This is a genomic window from Zobellia sp. OII3 (genome assembly GCF_002211465.1).
Lineage (GTDB): Bacteria > Bacteroidota > Bacteroidia > Flavobacteriales > Flavobacteriaceae > Zobellia > Zobellia galactanivorans.
The window spans coordinates 70,644-93,562 of sequence record NZ_MWRZ01000001.1 but is presented as its reverse complement, the minus strand read 5'-3'; the positions used below and the strand labels follow the sequence as shown (position 1 = coordinate 93,562).

Annotated in this window: 14 protein-coding genes; 12 read left to right on the top strand and 2 right to left on the bottom strand. The window is 41.4% G+C overall.

The window, feature by feature from the left end:
* Positions 1-13 precede the first annotated feature (13 nt).
* The 9 genes from B4Q04_RS00355 (at position 14) to B4Q04_RS00315 (ending at position 15,231) form a co-directional block, all read left to right on the top strand.
* Positions 14-1,585 (top strand): SusD/RagB family nutrient-binding outer membrane lipoprotein, encoded by a 1,572-nt coding sequence (locus B4Q04_RS00355; RefSeq protein ID WP_013992398.1) that lies wholly within the window; start codon positions 14-16, stop codon positions 1,583-1,585.
* A gap of 156 nt (positions 1,586-1,741) precedes the next feature.
* Positions 1,742-3,985: an alpha-N-acetylglucosaminidase gene (locus tag B4Q04_RS00350; protein WP_088695668.1), complete on the top strand. Its 2,244-nt coding sequence runs from the start codon at positions 1,742-1,744 to the stop codon at positions 3,983-3,985.
* 5 nt (positions 3,986-3,990) lie between these two features.
* Positions 3,991-6,294, top strand: coding sequence for a beta-N-acetylhexosaminidase (locus B4Q04_RS00345; RefSeq protein ID WP_088695667.1), 2,304 nt, complete (start codon positions 3,991-3,993; stop codon positions 6,292-6,294).
* A gap of 1 nt (position 6,295) precedes the next feature.
* Entirely contained in the window at positions 6,296-7,687 is a 1,392-nt protein-coding gene (locus B4Q04_RS00340; protein ID WP_201723369.1) for an arylsulfatase, read from the top strand.
* 39 nt (positions 7,688-7,726) lie between these two features.
* A complete protein-coding gene (locus tag B4Q04_RS00335; RefSeq protein WP_088695665.1) occupies positions 7,727-9,097 on the top strand; it encodes an MGH1-like glycoside hydrolase domain-containing protein in 1,371 nt (456 codons plus the stop codon).
* Positions 9,098-9,122: 25 nt separating this feature from the next.
* A complete protein-coding gene (locus B4Q04_RS00330; protein WP_088695664.1) occupies positions 9,123-11,144 on the top strand; it encodes a six-hairpin glycosidase-like protein in 2,022 nt (673 codons plus the stop codon).
* 15 nt (positions 11,145-11,159) lie between these two features.
* Positions 11,160-11,891: a phytanoyl-CoA dioxygenase family protein gene (locus B4Q04_RS00325; RefSeq protein WP_236630945.1), complete on the top strand. Its 732-nt coding sequence runs from the start codon at positions 11,160-11,162 to the stop codon at positions 11,889-11,891.
* A 213-nt stretch (positions 11,892-12,104) separates the two neighbouring features.
* Positions 12,105-13,718 carry a carbohydrate-binding protein gene (locus B4Q04_RS00320; RefSeq protein WP_013992390.1) on the top strand — a complete coding sequence of 538 codons (1,614 nt, stop codon included), beginning with the start codon at positions 12,105-12,107 and terminating at the stop codon, positions 13,716-13,718.
* 622 nt (positions 13,719-14,340) lie between these two features.
* Positions 14,341-15,231 carry a metalloprotease gene (locus tag B4Q04_RS00315; RefSeq protein ID WP_013992388.1) on the top strand — a complete coding sequence of 297 codons (891 nt, stop codon included), beginning with the start codon at positions 14,341-14,343 and terminating at the stop codon, positions 15,229-15,231.
* 53 nt (positions 15,232-15,284) lie between these two features.
* On the opposite strand, the gene B4Q04_RS22900 is transcribed toward B4Q04_RS00315, so the two are convergent.
* Complete coding sequence (locus B4Q04_RS22900) at positions 15,285-15,488, bottom strand: hypothetical protein (RefSeq protein WP_046287351.1); 204 nt, start codon at positions 15,486-15,488, stop codon at positions 15,285-15,287.
* A 129-nt stretch (positions 15,489-15,617) separates the two neighbouring features.
* Positions 15,618-16,499, bottom strand: a complete 882-nt coding sequence (locus B4Q04_RS00305; RefSeq protein ID WP_088695662.1) for a family 16 glycosylhydrolase — start codon at positions 16,497-16,499, stop codon at positions 15,618-15,620.
* Between the two features lie 1,020 nt (positions 16,500-17,519).
* On the opposite strand from B4Q04_RS00305, the gene B4Q04_RS00300 reads away from it, so the two are divergent.
* The 3 genes from B4Q04_RS00300 to B4Q04_RS22415 all read left to right on the top strand — a co-directional run bounded on the left by B4Q04_RS00300 (position 17,520) and on the right by B4Q04_RS22415 (position 22,878).
* Positions 17,520-19,115: a carbohydrate-binding protein gene (locus B4Q04_RS00300; protein ID WP_088695661.1), complete on the top strand. Its 1,596-nt coding sequence runs from the start codon at positions 17,520-17,522 to the stop codon at positions 19,113-19,115.
* A 407-nt stretch (positions 19,116-19,522) separates the two neighbouring features.
* On the top strand, positions 19,523-22,357 hold the full coding sequence (locus B4Q04_RS00295; RefSeq protein WP_088695660.1) for an AbfB domain-containing protein: 2,835 nt from the start codon (positions 19,523-19,525) through the stop codon (positions 22,355-22,357).
* A gap of 335 nt (positions 22,358-22,692) precedes the next feature.
* Positions 22,693-22,878, top strand: coding sequence for a hypothetical protein (locus B4Q04_RS22415; RefSeq protein WP_123772310.1), 186 nt, complete (start codon positions 22,693-22,695; stop codon positions 22,876-22,878).
* The last annotated feature ends 41 nt before the right edge of the window (positions 22,879-22,919 follow it).

Sequence of the window (22,919 nt, the reverse complement as noted above, 5' to 3'; positions counted from 1 at the left end):
AAAAGATATCAATATGAAATATTCAAATTATATAATGATCATTAGTTTTCTCATTTTCTCGCTACAGGCCTGTACCGATGATTTTGAGGAAATAAACACAAACCCTAATGCGCAAGTTGTAGGTAGCAATGAAAGTTTATTGTTAGGTGCGGAAATAAGGGCATCGCGGGAGTTATTGGATAATATCAACAGCTACAATAAGGGAACGGCAAAATGGGTGCAATATTACACGAATACCACGGCTCCTACTGACTTTGTGGCATCCAATCCACGTGAAGATTTCAATGATTTTTGGGTGTATCAAAATCTAGTAACCCAAACAATTCCGTTGATAGAAAGAATTTTGGACAATACGGAAGAAACCCCCCAACCGAATTACCAAGCGGTAGCCCTAGTGTTAAAAGGATGGATATATAGTAATATGGCAGAACTCTGGGGGCCCATTCCATTTTCCGATGCGCAATTCGGGGAAGTCTCGGAAGAAGAACAGTACAATAAACCAAAGTTTGATTCGCAAGAAGAAATTCTCAAAGCGGTTCTTGATTTGTTGGAAGAGGCCAATGGCACTTTTGATCTGTCTGGAGAGCCTAGTATAGCATTGAACGCCGAAAGTGACGCTTATGCCGGTGGAGACCTGTTAAAATGGAAAAAATTCGCCAATTCCTTACAAGTACGTATTTTAATGCGTATTTCCGATGCAGATGCCGGGTTTGCCAAGGCTAGACTTGAGTCTATTTTCGCAAACCCTAGTAAATATCCATTATTGGAAAGTAATGAGGATAATTTTGGTATGACATGGGAGGCTACTATAGGTTCTTATTCCGACCCTTTTGCCCAATATGTCGAGAACAATACCAATTCTCCTATCGCTATTACCGGTTTTGTAAATACCCTTGGGGGCTTGGAAGACCCCAGAATGAAGGTCCTTTTGAATCCGGCTCCAGGTTATACGGATAGTGATACGTACACCGGGGTTCCACCGGCTTTCGATGAAGAGAATCCAAGTGGATATACCAGGGTGGCTTTGGATTCGGTAAGTCAACTATCCGATTCGTATACCTCGGCCCAAAAGAGATTTATTATGACCTATTCAGAGTTGTTGTTTATAAGGGCGGAAGCGGAGAGCAAAGGCATTGAAACAGGGATTTCGGTCGACCAGGCATACCAAGAGGGCATTAAGGCCAATATGGAGCAGTTAGCAGTAGATCAAACGGCAATTGATGCTTATTTGGCCTCTCCAGGGGTGACCTTTGATTCGGCGAATGCATTGGAGCAGATTATTACGCAACGTTATATAGCACAGTTCGGTCAAAGTATAAATACCTTTTCAATGATCCGAAGAACGGGATTGCCGACCCTGGACTTTTTCGATATAGGGATAAACAAGGAAAAAGGTTATCCGGTACGGGTTGGTTACCCACGCGAGACCATGCAGAATTTCAACCAGACCAATTTTGAAGCGGCCATTCAAGGGGTGAATATTGTAGATAACGTGTTTGGAGATCCACTTTGGTTTGCTCGGAACGCCCCGACGGTAAAAATGGTCCCGACCATTCAAGAAGGGCCCGTTCTGTTCAGTTATTAATTTTTTGAGTTGGTTAAAAAGGCTTATTGTAAGGTGATATTCCCCCAAAGTAATCGCTTTGCCTTGATCAATAAGCCTTTTGTTTTTATATGGTCTGTAGGGACGGCCCAAAAGTGGGCCTAACACGACCTTTCGGTTTTAATCTATATTGAATTCATGAGAAAAGTAGTCAGTTTAATAGTACTGTTGTTTACTATAGCCACTTATAGCCAAGCACGGCAATCCGGTGCGGAGAAATCTGCTTATGGTATTTTGAATCGCATTTTACCTGAACGTGCTTCCTCCTTCGTTTTTAAGGAAATTACAGCTTCAAAGGATAAAGATGTTTTTGAGGTATCTAATGGACATGCAGGAAAGATCGTCATATCTGGAAATAGCGCGGTGGCGATGGCATCTGGTCTTGACTGGTATTTGAAAAATTACTGTAACGCCCACATATCGTTAAATTATAATCAACTTGACCTTCCTAAGACGCTTCCTAGACTGACCTCTAAAATCAGAAAAGAGACACCTTTCGATTATCGCTATTTATTTAACTATTGCACTTACGGCTACACCATGCCTTGGTGGAACTGGGATAGGTGGGAGGAGATGATTGATTACATGGCATTGAAAGGAGTAAATATGCCTTTGGCTATTATCGGTCAAGAAGCTGTATGGCAAGAGGTTTTGAGTGATTTTGGAATGTCTCGGCAGCAGATTGATGATTTTTTTGTAGGTCCTGCACACTTGCCCTGGGGATGGATGGGGAATATAGATGGAATGGGCGGTCCTCTACCCCAAAATTGGATAACACAGAGGAAAGAACTACAAGTAAAAATTTTGAACCGTATGCGGTCCCTTGGTATGAAGCCGGTATTACAAGCGTTTACGGGCCATGTTCCCCAAGTCTTAAAAAAACTCTACCCAGAGGCCAATATTTTTCAAATAGAAGATTGGGCAGGAGTAGAGGGCACTTATTTTCTTGATCCTACCGATGAGCTATTTCAAAAAATTGGTACGGCCTTTATTAAAAAACAGACCGAACTTTACGGAACGGATCATTTATATGATGCGGACTGTTTTATTGAGGTAGACCCGCCTTCTAAGGATCCTGCTTTTTTAAAACAGGTAAGTGAAAGTGTATACAAGTCTATGGAATTGGCAGATTCAAAAGCCACATGGGTACTTCAAGGGTGGTTTTTCTTTTTCAAAAAAGATTTTTGGACAAAGGAAAGGGGTCGGGCCTTTTTAGATGGGATACCAAAGAATAGAGCAATTGTGCTCGATCTTTATGGAGAAAAGAATCCTACTTGGGATAAAACAGATGCATTTTATGGACAGCCTTGGATATGGAACGTAATCTGTAATGAAGATCAGAAAGTGAACATGAGCGGAGATCTCGAAGAAATGCAAAGACAGTTCCAAGAGGCTTATACATCGGAAATAGGTAATAACCTTAAGGGTATAGGGGTGATTCCGGAAGGTTTGGGGTATAATCCCATTGTGCAGGATTTTATTTTTGAAAAAGCTTGGGACCCCCAAAAAGTTAACGTACAAGAATGGATTGAAGATTATGCCACGATCCGTTACGGAACAAAAAGCCCGTCCGTAAAAAAGGCTTGGCAACTTTTAGGGGAATCGGTATATGGTAGAACCCGAACAATGTGGTCCCCCCTGATTACCACCCCGCGATTAATGATTTTTGAAGAAGGTAGTAAAGAAGATATTAGACACGTAAGAAAGGATTTTAAAATAACCGAGACGGACCCCTTTGCATGGGATTTTGATGTCTATAAGCTGGCCAAGGCGGCTGGGTTGCTACTGGGGGAGGCCAATGAACTACAAGACGTTGAAACATATAATTTCGACCTTACGAACGTATACCGTGAGTTGCTGTTTAGCTTAACCCATAAATCTATAAACGATGTAAGCGTGGCCTATCAAGAAAAAGATCGGCAAGCGCTTGACCGAAGCGCTAAATCCTTGTTCAAGCTCATGGATGACCTTGAGGCCATTACAGGTACAAATGAGAATTTTTTATTGGGAAAATGGTTGGAAGATGCCAAAAGTTGGGGAAGCACACCGGAAGAGAAAGAATACTATGAATGGAATGCCAGAACAATTGTTACGATTTGGCAGCCCTACCCAGAAGGGGGGCTTCGAGATTATGCGGGTAAACAATGGAACGGTCTCTTCAGTGGGTATTATAAACCTAGATGGCAACTATTCGTTGATCACTTACGGAGGTCATTGACCGAGGGTGTCGATTTTGACCCCAAAGCCTATGATGCTGAGGTGCGGGAGATGGATTATAAATGGACTCGCTCCCATCAAATATACCCTAGTGCGCCAACCGAAAAAACCATAGATGTAGCCCGTAGGATACAAACGGAGTACGCTCATTTGTTCAAAAAATAAAAAACATGATATTGAAAAAAAACATTTGTTTAAGTCTATTTTTATTGCTCCTAGGAGCTTTATCGGGAGGTGCCCAAATATCTAAGGTTGATCACGGAAATTGGGACGTGCTGCCCAGTCCGACACAGATGGTCAAGGAAAAGGGATATTTTAAACTAAACGGCCCCACTTTGGTTGGTGTAGCCCAACCCGAATTAAAACCATTGGCAGAAATTTTGGTCGCCTATGTCAACCGCATTGCCGGAGCGGATTTAAAATTGGCCCAAGATTCAGAAAATAGTCCCAAGATATTACTGGGCATAAATGAAGACCTGAACGAAAACTCCCATACCATTAAAGTGGGTAGAAAAATTGAAATCGAAGGGCAGACCTATGAAGCGGTATCCAATGCGGTAGCGAGCTTGGTTCAATTGGTAGAGATCTCCAAAAAGGGGGGCGCAATACCACGGGTTGTTATTTCCGATAGCCCAAAATCTAATTTTAGGTCTGTAATGCTAGACCTTGCCCGATTTTGGCATCCTACGGAAACTATTAAGGAAACCATAGACTTGTTGTGGTTGTACAAGATAAAGTATTTAAGCCTTCATTTAACGGATAATAAGCGTTTTACCTTTCCATTGGAGAAATTCCCGAAAGTAAATAAAACCCATTCGGATGGCAGTCGCGAATTCTATACCAAGGAAGAGTTGAGAGATTTGGTGGAGTACGCAAAAAATAGGGGGGTTACCATCATTCCTGAAATTGAGGTTCCCGGTCACTCGGGTATTTTGTGGAGTACCTATCCTGAGGTTTTTGGCAGTGTCGATGAGCAAACGAAGGAGGCAAAGCCCTTGTATGTGGTCAATATGGCCAAAGAGTCTACCTATTCGGCCTTGAATACAATTATTAAAGAGGTCGCCGAGGTATTTTACACCAGTCCGTACATACATGTTGGCGGAGATGAGGTGTATTTGGAAAACTTGAAAAAAATACCGGAATACAAAGCGTATACCCTTGAACATAATTTACAGGAAGCGGCCAATGGCGATGCGAATGAACTCTTTTGCCACTTTATCAACCGAATGAACGGCATGGTAAAGGCTACGGGAAAAAAGACCCTAATTTGGGAGGGCTTTCACGGTACGGGATCTAAATATGTTACCGTGGACAAAGACATCACGATAATCGTTTGGAACACTACCTATAACCATCCCCAAAACCTATTGGATAATGGGTATAAAATTGTTAACTCCACCTGGGTGCCTTGGTATATGGTGGGAGCCATGAATTTTGCCCCGGAAATAAAAAAAGCATATGATTGGAGTCCGACCAAATGGTCACATTGGCAAGACGCTATTGAAGATATTGAGGTGACCGGCGATGAAGCAATTCTAGGGGGGCAAATTTCTTTTTGGGAGCAAAACCACTTTAAGGTTATTCCTGTCCTAAGAAAGAGGGTGCCCGTTTTGGCGGCCCATCTTTGGAGTGGATCTATAAATACAGGTTACGATAACTTTTTAAAGACACTTGAAAAGACGGACCAATTGTATTCCCGTCTTTTTAATCCGGTAAAAATAGAAGTAAGCGGCTTGGTGCATGAGGAAGATCAACGTTTTACCGACAAAATAACCATAGCATTTCAGTCTAAGGAGGAAGTAGAGTTCAAATGGAATTTCTCGACCTCCTGGAGCTTGCCCAATATGGGGAAGGCAAAACCATACGAGGGTCCAATTGACATTGCAAACGGGGGAATTCTTACCGTGCAGGCCTTTACTGCATCGGGAAACCCATTAGGGCATCCTCAGCAAGAGTATTATCAGAAAATAGTACCGGCTTATTCTTATAAAGTTTATGGCCCCATATCAAAAGAAGTTGGGGGAAGTGTGCCCGATTTCTCGGAATTGAAGTTGGTAAGGGAAGGTGTTACCGGCTTTATGACCAGTGATCGACTAGATAAAATAAACGGCGAACTTTTTGCCAAGGTTGCTAGGGATGGACATATCGATACAAGGTTTTACGGACTTTATAACCCATATGCGGTTGAGCTTAACGGACAAATTTATATTCCAGGAAACGAAGACTATACATTTAGGCTTACAACCGATGACGGATTTGCCAATATCTATATCGACGATAAACTTGTAGCCAAAGGAAGTGAGACCAACAAAACTCCTCAAGATTTTAATGTAGCTCTTTCCGAAGGCAAGCATACCTTGAGGATAGAATATTATTATCGAAAGATTCAGAACCAATTGAACATAAAATATAAAACCGACCCAATGCACGGTTTTCTGCCTTTTGAGAAATTAGTTACCCCTTTAAAAAATTGATTTGAAAAAAAGAACTCTTTTATACGTTGCCTTAATGGCCTTGTTTTGTTCCTGCGAAAATACGGACTCCGCATACGGGAAGGTAAAGGGCTCAAAGCCCAATATTATATTCATTCTAGCAGATGACCTAGGTTATGGGGATTTAGGGTGTTATGGGCAAGAAACCATATCGACACCACATATTGACCGTATGGCCTCGGAAGGTTTGCGATTTACCCAACACTATGCGGGGGCTACGGTATGTGCCCCGTCTAGAAATAGCCTTATGACCGGACAGCACATGGGCAATACCACCATTAAGTCCATGGAAAAACCCATAAAAGATAGCGATCTTACCGTGGCAGAAGTGCTTAAGGATGCCGGATACCGAACAGGGGTAATAGGGAAATGGGGCTTGGGAAATGTAGGTACATCAGGATACGCCAATGCCCAAGGATTCGATTATTCCTTTGGTTATTACGATCAGATTAGGGCACATAATTACTATCCGGACTATCTTATGGAAAATGGCGAAAAATTTCCTTTGGAAAATGAAGTAGTCTATGTTTCCGATAGTACCAATTATGCAGTAGGTATCGGAAATGCCGCTATAAAAAAGAAAGAATACTCTAATGATCTGTTCACGGAAAAGGCTTTGGATTTTATAAAAACTGATGCGAAGGAACCCTTTTTTCTATATCTGGCCTATACGATACCGCACGCCAATAATGAGAGCTTTTTAATTAATGAGCACGGTATGGAAGTACCGGATTATGGAATTTACGATAAAGAACCGTGGCCGTCGGAAAAAAAAGCCGGTGCGGCAATGATAACCAGATTGGATAGCTATGTAGGGCAAATATTGGATTTGCTCAAGGAAAATAATCTTGATGGGAATACGCTCGTGATTTTTACTTCGGATAACGGACCACACCAAGAAGGAGGTTGGCAAGTGGATTATTTTGACAGCAATGGACCTTTGAGGGGAATGAAAAGAGATTTATATGAAGGAGGTATTCGAGTGCCGTTTATAGCAAAATGGCCAGGGAAAATAGAGAAAGGGGAAACTGATCAAGTTGCAACTTTTTGGGATTTTTTACCTACGGTATGTGAGTTGTCAGGTCAGGATAAACCTATTTCAACCGATGGAATTTCATATTTGCCCACCCTTTTAGGCGACAATGAACAGCAAAAACAACATTCTTTTTTGTATTGGGAGTTCAAGACGAGCATTTCAAGACATGCGGTACGGTCGGGAGATTATAAATTGGTGACAATCAAGGATTCTAAAATCGATTCAACAAGTATTGAATTGTACAACCTTGCCGATGACATCTCCGAAAAAAGAAATATTGCCGATCAAAACCCCACAAGGGTAAGCGATTTGGAGGCTATTATAAATAGATTTCGATAGTAATTCGCAAATTGTCGAGGCCAAAACACCATAAATAATATGAAGATACGCTATAGAAAGAAAGGTTTGATCAAACGGAACCTAAACAACTCCCATTTGTTCTTTATATTTTTTATTGCGATTGGCATATTGCAGAACAGTTGTAAAGAAGAGTCGTCAAAGCAAATATCAGAAATGGAAACCGAGGTCGTATCTACTTTAAATCGGCAAGAACTATACGATATCTATACCGATTTAACCGAAAATTTTAAGCACTTAAGCACAAAGGTGATTCAACCGGCTGAGGGCTATCTGGAATATCCATACCTCATACCGGCCGGTTTTTACAAGCAAATGTGGGATTGGGACGGGTTTTTTATGGGGAACTATTTTGTGAGTAAAGGCAAGCCCGAATATCTAAAGTATTGGGCGCTGAACTTGATTAAGGGGATAGATGAAGAGGGGTATGTGTCCGGCTGTGCTACCATTAATGGGCCTCGCCCCATATTCGGCAAGTTTGCAATGAAACCTTTTTTGTCCCAAGGTGTGTATTTGGCTTCTGAAAAATTGAACGACTTTGAATGGGTAAAGCCTCATTACAATCAAATTAAAAAGGTATTGGAGTATAGGGAGAAAACCCAAAGAGATAGTATTACCGGTCTGTTTTTTTGGGATATAGCGATGCAGAGCGGGGCAGACAATAACCCGGCCCTCAATTATTTTATAGAAGATAAGCGCTCTTTTTTAGCTCCCGACGCTAGTACATGGCAATACAAAGAATATATAGCTCAGTCTGCACTCGCAAAAAAAATGGGAAATGAGGTAGATGCCCTTTTGTACGAGCGGAAAGCAAAGGAATTAAAAACGGCAATTAACAAAATTCTATGGTCGGAAGAAGATTCTATTTTTTATACCGTAGATAGGGAAACGGGAGATTTCTATAAAAGGGTTACTTTTTCCTCCTTTTTACCATTGGCGGCCCATATCGTTCCAAAACCCAATGCAAAGAAAATGATAGAAACCTATTTGCTGAGTGACGAACATATGAAGGCAAAATATGGTTTTAGAACACTTTCTGCACAAGATCCCGATTACAATAATAAAAACATTATTGTGCCTTTTTCAAACTGGCAAGGCCCCGTATGGCCCATAGCCAACTATATCTATTCCATAGGGTTAAAAAATTATGGGTACGATCAAGAGGTAGCTTGGTTGGGGCAAACCGTAGGCAATTTATTGTTGGACGATATTGCAAAGTACAAAACCACCCATGAAAATTATCATGCGGATACGGGCCAACCATTGGCTCCAAGCGATGACCATGTTGATGAAGATGGTAATATCGTGGGTTTTATCAGTTGGAACCTATGTATGGAAAATGTGCTTGACGGAGTGGTAAATGACAACTGGATGTTACTTGAAATAAAGTAATTTAATAGTGATAAAGATGATTATAATGTATAAAAGAATTAGTACAATAATTTTTCTGTTTGTTGCCCAATTCCAGTTTGCTCAATTCTCCCAACATTGGACGATAGAAAATACCAATGAGATTAAATTGAGTCTTTCGGAGAAAAAGAACGTGCCTTATAGCGATAACATAGAGATGTCTGGCAAACGGGTTTCGGCCATAGTTTCCTATGATATAGACAAGCAAAAACAGCTCTCGGTTTCGAGACAGATTTTTTTTCCTCAATTAAGAACGTATATAAAAACCAATGACCCGGATTGGAAGCACTATAGGGCTTACTTAGCCCGTACGTATTCTGATGATATCTTGCCAACACTAATAGTAAACGAAAAAATATATTCGCCTGGAGCGGTTAAGGATGTTAGGATAAATGGCACCTTGGTAATAGAGCATGAACCTGAAGAAGGGGTGGCCTTGATTCGCACTTTTTTTCCATCTACGAACCAACGTCTCTTTATTGAACAATGGGAATTGATCAACACCACCGATTCAACAATTCGTCTTCTTGGAAAAACAACACAGACCAAAAGGCATGTGAAAGGTGTTAAGGGAGAATACGTCATTAATACCGGCAGCAATATCAAGGAGAATATCAATTTGGCCGGAGGGGAGTCTTGCCAATTTTCGGTTCATGTTTCCGCTACGCTGAACGAAGAACCGCAATTGATAGTTCATGAGGATGAATATTATAGGGGTCGTATTGATTTTTTGAATAAAATGAAGAGCTCGTTACAGCTTGTAACGCCAGATTCAACCCTCAATACCTTGTTTGAGTTTTCTAAAATCAGGGCATCGGAAAGCATATTCGAGTCAAAGTTGGGGTTGGTGCATTCCCCTGGGGGTGGACGCTATTACGTGGGGTTTTGGGCAAATGATCAAGCCGAATACGTAAATCCCTTCTTTCCATATTTGGGATATGAGTTGGGAAACAGTGCTGCACTGAATATGTACGATCTGTATACAAAGGAAATTACCCCCGATTACCGAAATATTAGGTACTCTTTTGAAATGGAGGGTGACGCCCCAATTAGTCCTTTAGACCGTGGTGATGCTGCAATGATAGCATACGGGGCTGCACAATTTGCTATGGCTTCCGGAGATAAAGAGGTGGCGGAAAAGATATGGCCCCTAATTAAATGGTGCTTGGAATATAACAAGCGAAACTTGAACAAGAGTGGCGTGGTGATTTCGGAATCGGATGAAATGGAAGGGAGGATAGAAACGGGTAATGCGAATCTATCAACTTCAAGTTTATATTACGGAGCCTTAAACTTAGCCGCTGACCTTGGTGTTTCATTAGGGAGGCCCAAAAAAGAAGTTTCTGGCTACCGAAAGGCCGCAGTTCGATTGAAAAAGAACATTGAAGCCTATTTTGGGAAAACAATTGATGGGCTTGAGACCTATAAATATTACAAGGAACATGAGAATCTAAGGCATTGGATTTGCCTTCCTTTGGTGGTGCAAATCTTTGATAGAAAAGAGGGAACTATTGATGCCCTTTTTGATAGATTATGGACGGATAACGGCGTTCACGTTGAAAAAAATGATGAAAACTTAGAAATATCCAAAGTTTTTTGGGATCGCGGAACCCTATATGCCCTAAGGGGCACTTTTCTTGCGGGTGCCACGGAACGATCACTGAATAAATTAAAAGAGTTTTCCAAAAAACGCTTATTGGGTGATCGGGTCCCCTATGTTGTAGAGGCTTATCCTGAAGGGAATATGGCCCACCTCTCCGCAGAAAGTGGCTTGTACTGCCGGGTATTTACAGAAGGCATGTTTGGTATGGTACCAACGGGCCTAAGTAGTTTTCGTTGTACGCCTAGACTTCCTGAGGAATGGAACAAGATGGAATTAAACCACATTAAGGCTTTTAATAAGGATTTCCATATTAAGGTTTTAAGGGAAGGAGATAAGATTCGTTGTAAAGTGGTCGAAAGTAATGGCCGTGTATTCGTGAATTCTTTGATTAAAGATGGAGACTCGGTAGAAGTATTTCTTAAATAAAAACCTATGCTTGCTATGTTGAAAAATGATTTTGTAAACAATGGATTTGGGCATTTAGATCAACTATTATCTTTTGATGAAGTGGTTGAACTTAGAAAGTTATACGATGTCCTTTTGGAAGACAAGAAGCTTACTGCCGGCTTGAGAAGTGATTTATCGGGTAATAGCTCAAATTCTGAGGCTGTTGAGAAAATTACGCAGATCATGCTTCCCAGTAGTATTGAACCCCAACTTTTAGAGAAGCAAGTTTATACAAAAGCATTGGCTTGGGCCCGGGATTTGCTGGGCGATGACATGGCACTGGATTTTGATATGCTGATCAATAAGGCTCCTTTTACCGATACGGAAACGCCATGGCACCAAGATGCTGCTTATTGGATCGACTTACCGGACAAAAGGTCGGTAAGTTGTTGGATTGCACTTGATGATGTTTATGAAGAAAATGGATGTATGTGGTTTGCAAGGAGATATGACCAAAAGCTATTGGAACATTCCCATAAAATAGCAGGTGGAGCATTGTCCGTTCAAGCATTTCCTGAAAATGGAAAACCATTGCCGTTAAAGGCCGGAGGGTGTTCTTTTCATGACGGATTTACTTTACATTATAGTAAAGGTAACAGTACTAATGGGCAGCGAAGGGCTCTTATCTTGAACTTCAGACCCCAAGAAATGATAAAATTGGAACGTGAGCGAGGTATGGATCATACGGGCAAACGGAAATTTAGGAAGTCGGATGATGCCCTTTAGGCTTTACCGCCCATTGTCCCCGTTCGTCAAAGGGTTAGAATTACAACTTAAGTTTCTGTCCTAAATTTTGGTGGTATTATAGATTAAAAAAAAATTGTTTACGGTATTTAACATCTAGAATTTGGTATATTTGACCGAATCCTAAAAAAATAGAATTTTACAAAAGACCGTCTTGATAATTTAATTAATAACTAAAATTAATATCGAGAACTTATGGAAAAATTCCAATTATTCAGAAACCTAATTATCCTGACGATCATTTGCAACTTGCACTGGGGCCAAGCACAAGATGTAATCATGTTCGACGATTTCAACTACGATGGTATCAATGATGACGACCTGTCGAATTTTAATAAATGGGTAGTTGTCGATGGCCTTAATGGCCCACCGGCAAACGCTATTTACAACAAAGGTAACGTTAAGTTTGTTCAAGACCCCGACCTTTCAGGAAATGCCTTGGTAACGCTAGAAACTGTAGTGAACAAGCAAGGCAGTGGAACCGATATAACGCATTCCAGGATACAGACCAATGGGTATGATTATTTTGAGGGTACCTACTCTGCAAGGGTCAATTTTAGCGATGTGCCCTTTGCTTACAAAGATGGAAATGTGCAAACTTTCTATACGATCGTAAGTCACTTACTGGCCACTGATGGTTCGCGGTATAGTGAAATTGATTTTGAATATTTCGCTGCGGACAAATGGGGTACTTCTACAGACAATCAAGTGCTGTATACCACGGCCTACAATCGTTATGAAGGCGATAATTTTTTCAATGATAGCGATTCCTCTACACGATCCTACTCCGGATGGCACACCTATACTTTCTCATTTACCGATGGTGTAAATGTAAAGTTTTGGGTAGATGATGAGTACTTGGGCGTTTTGAAATATTCACCAAAGGATGGTTCCCCCCTTTACCCCAGAAGTCCCATGCAGATTGCCTTTGCCAATTGGATATTCGGTCACATCACCGGTGCCAGTACGGAGAACAGAAACTCGACCATGAAGGTAGATTGGGTTCTTTTTTATGAAAACGAAGAAGTCGCCCCTTCGGAAATCGAAAACTTGGTATCGGAATTTCGCTCTAACGGAATCCAACGGCGCAATCTGGCCGGGGAAGTTTTTCCAGAAGGAGGGGGAGAACCGATATTCGAAATGGTAATGGAAGCGGAAGATTATACGAATATGGGGGGTGTAGAGGTCGAAAATACCACTGATACGAATGGTGGCCAAAATGTGGGCTATATCGACGCCGAAGATTGGATGAGCTATGCAGATGTAACCTTTCCTATATCCGGCGATTATACTGTTTCCTATAGAGTAGCAAGTAGGGATGGAGGGGGAAGCCTCTCTTTGGATTTAAATGCCGGTTCAATTGTTCTAGGAGAAAGAAGCATCCCGAAAACAGATGGATGGCAAAACTGGACAACAGTTTCCCACACTGTTCATGTTGATGCAGGAACATACAACCTTGGCATTTATGCAATAACTGGAGGGTGGAACATTAACTGGTTGAAGATTTCCATGGCAAATACGAATAATTTGAACGCTTCGGCATCGATTTTCCCCGAATCATCGCTAGAAATCGATTCGTTGGATGCAACCGTTTCACCCAATTCATTTCGGGATAACCTTAGTGTCGATTTGGGAAGTTCCGAAAGTGCAAGCGCAATCGTTCTAGATGTAACGGGACAACAAGTGGCGTCTTTTGAAAAAGTCATGAACCACGAATTCATAGACTTATCGGAACTTGAACCAGGCCTCTATTTTCTAAGGTTGAAAACCGATACCTACGATGTGGTGAAGTCTATTCTCAAGGAATGATTTAAATATATTCCCATGACCAAAAACATGGGCCGAAAAAAGGGCCTGTCCAAAAGGCTTGGACAGGCCCTTTTTATTATAACAATTACTAGGGCGTTTTCGTATCGATAATGGGATAATAGGTGAATATTTGGAAATCTTAAAATAGTGCCCCCCCCCCCAGTAGATTGCCAAGGTACCTTACGGTTTTCCGATACGCTAAAATATCAACGAAAACAGTACCATACATCCGTTAAACTACTTTTTGAAGGAGTGTCGATATACATATAGAGTATTTAAGGCACTTGACATAACTGAGAACTATCAATAGTATCACTACAACTTGCTACTGATTTTCTTTTTTGTGAGTTGATTGATGCGAATTGTAATTGCTAACTCCCTAGGTCTACAGTAAGTTATGTCTAAATTCCTACGTCGTCTTTATTTATTTTACGGGATGCATACATTTTGGGGTGCTGCCTCATTTCGCTCTTTTTTAATTCATGGATATAAATTTATTCACTAAAAACCTAGTAATCCGATAGTTCTAATGTACTGTTAAAAAAATGATAATATTTCATTATTTGTAAGAATTTATTTATTAATATTGTGATGCATACAACTAATTTAAATTTATAAAGAAATGAAAAACTTAAATCGCAAAGTAGCCTATGTATTAGGGCTTACGTTTTTTTCAGTGTTACAATCTTGTACTAACGACGCAGACGTTGCAGATGTAGAGAGTGCAGAAGAATCTGTTTTAGCAATTTCAGATGCTTTCCCAGAGGAACTGCATAATTGTGGGTATGTAGATGGTAACTGGAGTAGTACGGCTTTTTTATCTAACTCTATTGGTACTGCATCGGAAACTAACTTTATGCAAACACAGAATTCTAAGATAGCATCTGTTTGGGGAAGACCAGCTGTGCCTTTATCTTTTGTAAAAGACAACGTTAATCCAAATTCTACGTACAATGCCATATCTTATGGTAGTGGTAAAATTTATTATGGTGAGGCTATTTATAATGCAGCAAAGGCACAAGGGCAAATTGCTAATGTTATGATTTTAGCACATGAGTTTGCACACCAATTACAATTTACCTATGGTTACCCTTCTAAAAATGAAACCACGGCAAGAGCTGGGGAGTTAGAAGCAGATGGTATGGCTGGATATTACCTAAGAAGACCAAATGGGTACAATAAAACCAGTTTTTCCGAGATTGCTGCAGCTTATGAGTTTGCAGAATCTATAGGTGATAATAATACATCTAGCCCAGGACACCATGGTCGTAGCTACCAGAGACGTTCTGCAGTAAGATTAGGATTTCTTTTAGGGGCATATGACCTTGATGCCGCTAGTTTTGACTACAACTTTTTCTACTACTATAATGGGGTATTAAATGGTACTTACAAGCAAGAGAAATCAGAATTTTTTAATCCGGAATTGGATAAATACATTCGTTCTTATACTAAGGAGTTAGAAAGAATTAAGAATGGCGAAATGACCGATGAAGAGTATTTTGAGTTAGATTAAAAAGACTCTATCCCAATAAGTGCGTAAGTTAAAAAAAAGGGGGTTGACTATATTTAAAGTCTGCCCCTTTTTTCATAGATCGTGAGGAACTGATTTCGTATTATGCCCCAGTTCCTGATGGGAATGGATATCTCGGACTCCCCTTCGAGCATCTTTGCGATGCCGCGTTTCTGGAGCTCCTTCAAAAAACCGTTCAGTTCGTCGCCCGATTTGAACGGTTTTAAAAATTCATTATTGGATAATTCTTCTTTCTTCATAAGGTGTAAATATTTTTTGTTTACACATTTTATGAGATAGTCCTTATTAAATATGGAGAACAAATCATAGTGTCTTTACTACTTTGTATATAGGTAAAGACACTTACTTTAGATATCCTTTACCAACAATTAATTCTTTGAATCAACCAATTGCCATGACCTTACCCAATTGTACGTTGTAGTTCTATCTTCTTTTGAACCTGTCATGCCGCCGTCTTTAGGTACCGGATTCCAATCATAGGTCTCAACGACCATTCGTAAATACATTTCAATATCAAAATCTGCCGGGGGCGTTACTTTAGATTGCATCTTGCCGTCCAAGAAAAATATAATTTCATCCTTAGATTTCCACCAAACACCATAAACATGGAAATCTTCGTATGCTTTTCCTCCTAACTCCGCTTTGCCTTTGCTCGATCCTTTTTCGTATTCACATCCCTCCGGAATATTTCTACTGTGGGTATTGGAGTTCATGGTTTGGTCAAAGTATTTCATCCAGTCGGCATCATTCGTTATTTGTCCAACAGATTCCTGAATGTCCAATTCCGTTGTTCTTTTGTCGCATCCTAATCGGTCTTTCCCTTCATTAATTAACCAAAATGTAGAGGACATGAAGGTTTTGTTGGCTTTCATTTCGCACTCATAATAGCCATAGGTCATACCATTTCTTGAGCCAACGTAACCACCTCCGTGCGTATAGGTTTTATTGTTTTTGACTATAGGTTCTGGCAGCATAGTTGTAGTTATTTGTAAACTTCCGTTATTTAAGGAAATATTTTCTGCAAGAAACAATCCCGGAGCGCGACCTATCCATCCTTGGCCCGAAATCTGCCATTTTTTTTCATCTATCTTTTTCCCTTCAAATTCATCGGACATGTTTTCAATTAATTTCCATTCCTGATGAGGTTGCCTTGGGTCTTCTCCAGGCTTAAAATGTGGAGCTTCTTGAGCGAATGTAATACTTGTGATTAGTAGGGTAATTGTTGTTAGGAATTGGTTGGAAAGCTTCATTTTCGTAGATGTAAATTTTTTTTGTTAAAATTTTGGCTTGTATTGGTTTGATAAAGTTTTTATGGAATATTCAAATAAAGGGTAAGAAGACGTATCATTTGATTTAATTGCATTTTGCACGATTTTAGAATCGACATTAAAGGTGTGTAATAACAATCGGCGAATCAATCAATAACATCTTAACTACCTTTTTGGATACGAATTGCAATTTATGATTATCTGGATTCTTTCGCTGTGTATAACTCGTAGAACTGTAAGTGATACTGTAACTTTAACGGTTAAAATTTAAAAATTACTGTTGTTATAGAGGAAGTTACCCAAACACAAAAAAGCAATCGAGAAATCGATAGCTTTTTTTTAGTAGCACGGACTGGACTCGGACCTGACCTCCCCCTATTTAAACAAACAGATTAAAGTTGGAAAGATCGGAGCGAATAAATGTTCAAGTTTAAACCACTATTTGTTTTTTTAGCGCTAAAGAATCCCATAATCTTAAAAGGGTACTCTTGTAGATTGCCAATGTGATTTCTTGTTTTTCTATACCCTAAAATTTTAATGAAAACGACACCATACAATCCGTGAAAATACTTTTTGAAGGAGTTTCGGTATATACATTCTGAGAATAGAACCACAAAAACATCGAAAACACCTGCACAACACCTGCACAAAATCAATCGGAGCGCTATTTTTTCGGAAAAAACCTTACTGTTTTTAGAATATTGAAAATCTATCTAATCGTATAGTATATGGGGTGTTTTATTGTCGATTTATCAGTAAAAAGGTGTTTTTTTGCTTTGTATGTTTTTTGTTGATATTCTTTCCTCTCTTCAAAGGAAGCAACGATAATATATTAGCGGCTCATTAAAATTTCAATTATGGAGCCATCTTATTTGACAAACTCTCCTGTACTTAAAAAAGTACAATGCCCTCCTTAGTTTAGGTGTCGCATATATTTTATTCCTCAATTCTTTACATGTTTAACTCAGGGACTTTTATAAGAGTCTCTCAAACTTATTTATTATGTATTCACTAAAAAAGATTATTGGGTCTCTTTTCTTGATTCCCTTTTTGTTTTCGTCCTGTTCCAAGGAAATCGCTTCCGAGGAACAAAGTTTGGATCAGGCACCGATAACGCCGGTTGCGGCACAGGCCTCATCTGTAGATAAGCCTATTGTTTTGGGGTATTTCCCGTCTTGGTCCGAAACTTGGGCGGCTTCCGGGCAACCTTCGAAGTTAAGAGATCTTCCGGGGCATATTACTCATGTTTTTCTAGCCTTTGCCAAACCAAATTTGAGGTACCAAAAGGGTTCTATGTCACTCTCCGGTACAGGTATACAGACGCCTTATGACGGTGAGGCCCTCAAAGAGACCGTTTCTATCCTAAAGGCTAGGGGTACCAATGTCATCCTTTCCATCGGTGGGGAAACATATTGGGGGTCTCAAGCAGCCTACGACATCGATTATCAACAGATTAAGGATTTTGTCGATGACATGGGCTTTCAAGGTATCGATTGGGACTATGAACCCAGCGGGAGTTTCGCGACTATCGGTGAGCCGGAAAACGTACAGCACTTTATTGATTTTTTCAATAAGTCAAGGGCTATCATGCCTAAAGGCGAATACCTTTTAGCCTGTGCTCCTGCAGGTGTAGGGGCCTTGGGAGGTCTAAACAATGACGATCCTGCTTCTCCCTATGCCTATAGTAAGCGAAATTCCGTAACCGGGGAATCGGACGACAAACTCTACAAGGCCACGGAGCCTAACGAGGCCATCAGTCTTTTCGGCTTTGGTGCTACGGGACATTTTATTCCTGTTATGAAAGCGGTGGGCGACAAAATCGACCTTGTGGCCTATCAGGGATACAACACTGGGGCGGCTAGTAATCGTAAGATCATGTATGACGCATACAAACACTATGCAGATCAGTACGGCTTCAACATAGCTGCGGGCACCCATTATCCCAATGAGCCTTGGGGACCACATTACACTTATGATTATCAAACAATTGCCGACCTTTCAGAACATATCGCCGCCAAAAGCCAGAATGACGGTCTAATGATCTGGCAACTGCTGTTGGGTGATGGCAATACCTCGGCCTATGGCTATTTGCATGTCGGCAGCCAAATACTGAACGGTGTTTCTAGGTCGACCGCTATAGCGAATGCAGAAAATTATCCTGATGGTGGTAATGGAATCCCAAATCCAAATCCAAATCCAGATCCAGATCCGAACGATGGCACGGATTGCGATTCGGCCGCGGCATGGAGCGCTACTGCAACCTACACCGTAGGTATGTACAGTACGTACGAAAATTCACTTTATAGAGCCAAATGGTGGACACTTGGCGACCTGCCTACTAGTGGGGGCGTATGGGAATTTATCGGAAGTTGCTCTGGTGATGACGGTGGTAGTGGTGACGATGATGGCGGTAGCGGTGACGATGATGGCGATTGCTCTTCTATTGCCCAATGGAGTGCGTCCTCGGCCTATCTCGGTAACGTGGAAGTAGTTTACAACGGAACCGTATATCGGGCGAAGTGGTGGACCAGTGGAGACGTACCTTCTGAAAGCACTGGTGATGGTCAACCTTGGGAGGTGGTACGGTCTTGTAACTAAATCCATATCTCCTATGTTGTTTATGACAGGCCCATGTCAATTATTCAACATGCTTCAAACTTATACAGTATAGTTTTAACCTACTAGAAAGCGATTGATTAGGGACGATAGTGATATCGTCCCTTTTTTTTCAAAAAATCATGTAAACATCAACCATACAACATCAATATATTGTTGGTTTAATTTGATAAAACACCAATTATGAATTTTTTCTACAAAATATAGTGGGTGTCCGTTAAATCGGGTAATCCGACATAGGGAATTCTTAAAATAAGAAACACATATTGGGCTTGTATGTTTTTTGTTGATGTCATTCTTAATCATTTATAAAAATTAAAAAATACTTTGGCAGTTAGATTAAATCGCGGAAGGTGGAAAATTTTTAAAGGGAACTAAAAATTAATAAAATGAAAAATAGTTACACGAATAAGGAATTTAACAAGGGGCAAAATGGAATGGGAACACCGATGTATTTAAAGTCAATCTTATTGGTATTTATTTGGTCCATTTTGGTTCTGTCAAGTGTTCAAGCACAGGTAGGCCAGGTTTTATGGGAAGATAATTTTGATACGTTTGACGAAAGTTTGTGGACTCCCGACATAGGTGATGGCTGCGCACAGGGTATCTGTGGTTGGGGAAATCAAGAACTTCAGTCGTACGAGTCCGACAATGTGTATATAGAAGACGTACCTGGGGAACCTGGGAACAAGGCCCTGGTACTCGAGGCTAAAAGGGAGAATTCTGGAAGCAAGTCGTTTACTTCCGGAAAAGTTACCACCAATAAAAAGGTAGCTATACATTATGGTCTTATCGAGGTCAGGGTGCGGGTACCAGACCTACAGACCGGTCTATGGCCCGCTGTATGGCTCTTGGGAACTTCTAATCTGGTATGGCCTGCCAAAGGGGAAATCGATATGATGGAAATGGGCTTTAACCAAGAAGAGCGAACCCGGCAACTGGAACCAAATTCTACGGTCAATACCTACACAGGTGCCAATGCCTTTTTTCCAATACCCGATAACGGAGGGGTGGGTAACATCGCTTATGAAGTCGATTATAATACTCCCTATGTGGCCGATCGGCCGCTAAACGATCGATTTGTTACCTACAAGCTCTATTGGGAGCCTACATCCCTGCGCTTTGTGGTTGAAGACGATGGAACGGAGTACGATTTGTATGCCGGACCGCTACCCCTCGATCCCGAAGGCGATACGGCGGCTTTTACACGTCCTTTTTATATGTTGCTGAACTTGGCGGTAGGCGGCAGCCTAACGGGTGTTTTGGATCCTAACGGTATCAACGCACCCTTGCCCGGTAAAATGATGGTGGACTATGTGCGTGTTTCCGAATACAACGGACATGGTAGCGTAGAATTTGGTGATGGCAGTGACGATTTAGTGGCCGAATCGGGCAACTTTGGCGTTTTCACTGAAAACACCCCGGTGGCAAATGGGCTGAATTTTGGCAGTGATGCCGATATCTTCGTTTTTTCTGACACCTTTGCCGAAGGTTCTGAAGCGCCTTACGAGGGCGAGGAGGTCATCAGTTGGGAAACTTCCTCATCCAATACTTGGTTCGGTGCCGGAATCACCAGTCTTTTCGGAAAAAATATGTCCAATTATGTCGAGGAGGGTACCATGAAGTTTAAGATCAAGATTCCTGCCGATGTATCCTTCCGTATCGGTATTACCGATAATTTCACCAATGAAAAATATATCACTTTTCCTGCGGGCGAAACCAAATACGGTTTGGTAAGGAACGGTGAATGGGGGCAAGTCGAGATTCCCCTTTCAGATTTTGAGGGCTTACTGGCTTTTCAAAACTTATCCTATTTGTTTATTTTCTCCAGTGATCCCGAGAATCTTCCATCTTCGCCCTTCGCGGTGGCCATCGATGATATTGTCTGGGAAGATGGTAGTGGTCTGATAGGTTGTCAACCTTCAGATATAATCGCCTCTGCCAACGTAAATGGTGATGCGACCTCTCAAACAAATTTGACCGTTGGAAGGGGTGATAGTGTGAGTTTAAATCCAGGACCCGCGGAAGGTACTTGGAGCTGGTCCGGGCCGAACAACTTTTCATCGAACCAAAGACAGGTCGATTTCCTTGTTATCGGCGAGGGTGATGGCGGTAGTTATACAGGAACCTACACCAACGATTGTGGCGCCGAGACTACCATTACCTATCGTATTACCATAGACTCCATTACGTCACCGGAACCACCGGTCGGAGTTGTCAAATCTTGGGCCAGTATTAACAACACGGGTAATGTCATTAGACATCTTGACGGTCGAGTTGGAATTGCTTCCGATGTGGTACCCGTCGAAGCGGGACAATGGAATATGGTAGCGGGACTTGCCGGTAGCGGTGTATCCTTTCAATCTGTTGATTTTCCGAACAAATACCTAAGGCATCGGGGAGGAGAGGTTTGGTTAGATGATGTTGAGGATAGTGCTTTGTACAGGGGGGATGCTACCTTTTTTGAACGGGAAGGATTGGCCGACGCCTCGGCGACCTCGTTCGAATCCTTCAACTATCCCGGATATTATCTACAACACAGAAATTCCCTACTGTATATCGATACCGTGGATACTGATTCGGCAAGAAATGATGCGACCTTTACGGAGAACGGCCAAGAACAGGATAATGATGATAACGGCAGCTGTTCTCAGCTTGCGGCCAACAACGATTACACCGTTGAGATAACCGAAAACGAAGAGGGCTCCTTCTTAACTTTCGTACCTGAAAACCCAGGGATCGGAAATAGCGTGACTATTCTGTACTATGGTACGGTCGAAAACGGAATATTCCCTGGTTATAGCGTGACGCCCAACGAGCCGAAGGCCATCAATGCCGAGCTTGGGCAGACCGTTTACTTCTTCTACACCTACAACGTTCCTGAGGGTGGGGAGCGCAATACTTCGGCGAACCGGCATAGTTTCGAGGTCGGTAGTTGTGCCACTGCCGGTGCCATGCAATTGAAAGCTTCGGTCATTGGTTCTGAAGCTCCTGATTTCTTTGTCTATCCGAACCCTGTTCAAGATAGGTTACAGGTGAATATAGACCGAACGACCGATTACCACACGGCCATTCTAGTAAACGGATTGGGACAGGAATTGGACAGGAAGGACATCAAAAACGGGGAAAGTCCCGTTTTTGAAATGGCCAGTCTGCCTAGAGGTGTTTACTTTATTCGGATGATAGCGGCCGATAGAACGGAAACCGCTAAAGTGATTAAATAAAATGATTGAATAGGAATGTTTACGGGAAACTCCCCGGTTTCCCGTAAACCCTAATTTTCACCTTTTTTTGCTATTTTTTAATTGAACATTAACCTAAACATGCTAGTATGAAAAATTTCACACTACAGCTTTTCAACTTGGCCGGTACTCCAGTGTTCGAATATTTAAAAACACGTTCGAGGGAAGGGTAGGGTTCCTTAGATGTCGAGTTGGACAATCTAAGCTAGAGACTATTTTTTATACGGTTTCAATCAGTGGCGAAATGACAAATGGAGCGTTGTTAGTGGACTGATATAAAACAGAAAAGCAAGCTGCTTTTCGAAAGTAGTGAGGACATGTCGATACGCATACGCTGTCCATCACCAACGCACCCCATCGGAAAATCGCAGCTGATGTCGAGTGCTACTGGTATCTTCAACGGAATACCTTTGTTCGTAGAAACCCTAAACCTAGCTACCATGACGGTCAGAACTACCAAGGGGCACAGTATTCATCGCGTCAAAAAATTGGGTGCGTTTTGAATAGGTAGGGGTATATACATCTGTATACATAAAAGTCTCTT

Bases quoted from the DNA above. Each gene is read 5' to 3' on its own strand.
- B4Q04_RS00325 (WP_236630945.1), top strand. From the start codon at position 11,160: ATGTTGAAAAATGATTTTGTAAACAATGGATTTGGGCATTTAGATCAA.
- B4Q04_RS00350 (WP_088695668.1), top strand. From the start codon at position 1,742: ATGAGAAAAGTAGTCAGTTTAATAGTACTGTTGTTTACTATAGCCACT.
- B4Q04_RS00320 (WP_013992390.1), top strand. From the start codon at position 12,105: ATGGAAAAATTCCAATTATTCAGAAACCTAATTATCCTGACGATCATT.
- B4Q04_RS00305 (WP_088695662.1), bottom strand. From the start codon at position 16,499: ATGAAGCTTTCCAACCAATTCCTAACAACAATTACCCTACTAATCACA.
- B4Q04_RS22415 (WP_123772310.1), top strand. From the start codon at position 22,693: ATGTCGATACGCATACGCTGTCCATCACCAACGCACCCCATCGGAAAA.
- B4Q04_RS00345 (WP_088695667.1), top strand. From the start codon at position 3,991: ATGATATTGAAAAAAAACATTTGTTTAAGTCTATTTTTATTGCTCCTA.
- B4Q04_RS00330 (WP_088695664.1), top strand. From the start codon at position 9,123: ATGTATAAAAGAATTAGTACAATAATTTTTCTGTTTGTTGCCCAATTC.
- B4Q04_RS00355 (WP_013992398.1), top strand. From the start codon at position 14: ATGAAATATTCAAATTATATAATGATCATTAGTTTTCTCATTTTCTCG.
- B4Q04_RS00295 (WP_088695660.1), top strand. From the start codon at position 19,523: ATGAAAAATAGTTACACGAATAAGGAATTTAACAAGGGGCAAAATGGA.
- B4Q04_RS00335 (WP_088695665.1), top strand. From the start codon at position 7,727: ATGAAGATACGCTATAGAAAGAAAGGTTTGATCAAACGGAACCTAAAC.
- B4Q04_RS00315 (WP_013992388.1), top strand. From the start codon at position 14,341: ATGAAAAACTTAAATCGCAAAGTAGCCTATGTATTAGGGCTTACGTTT.
- B4Q04_RS00300 (WP_088695661.1), top strand. From the start codon at position 17,520: ATGTATTCACTAAAAAAGATTATTGGGTCTCTTTTCTTGATTCCCTTT.
- B4Q04_RS22900 (WP_046287351.1), bottom strand. From the start codon at position 15,488: ATGAAGAAAGAAGAATTATCCAATAATGAATTTTTAAAACCGTTCAAA.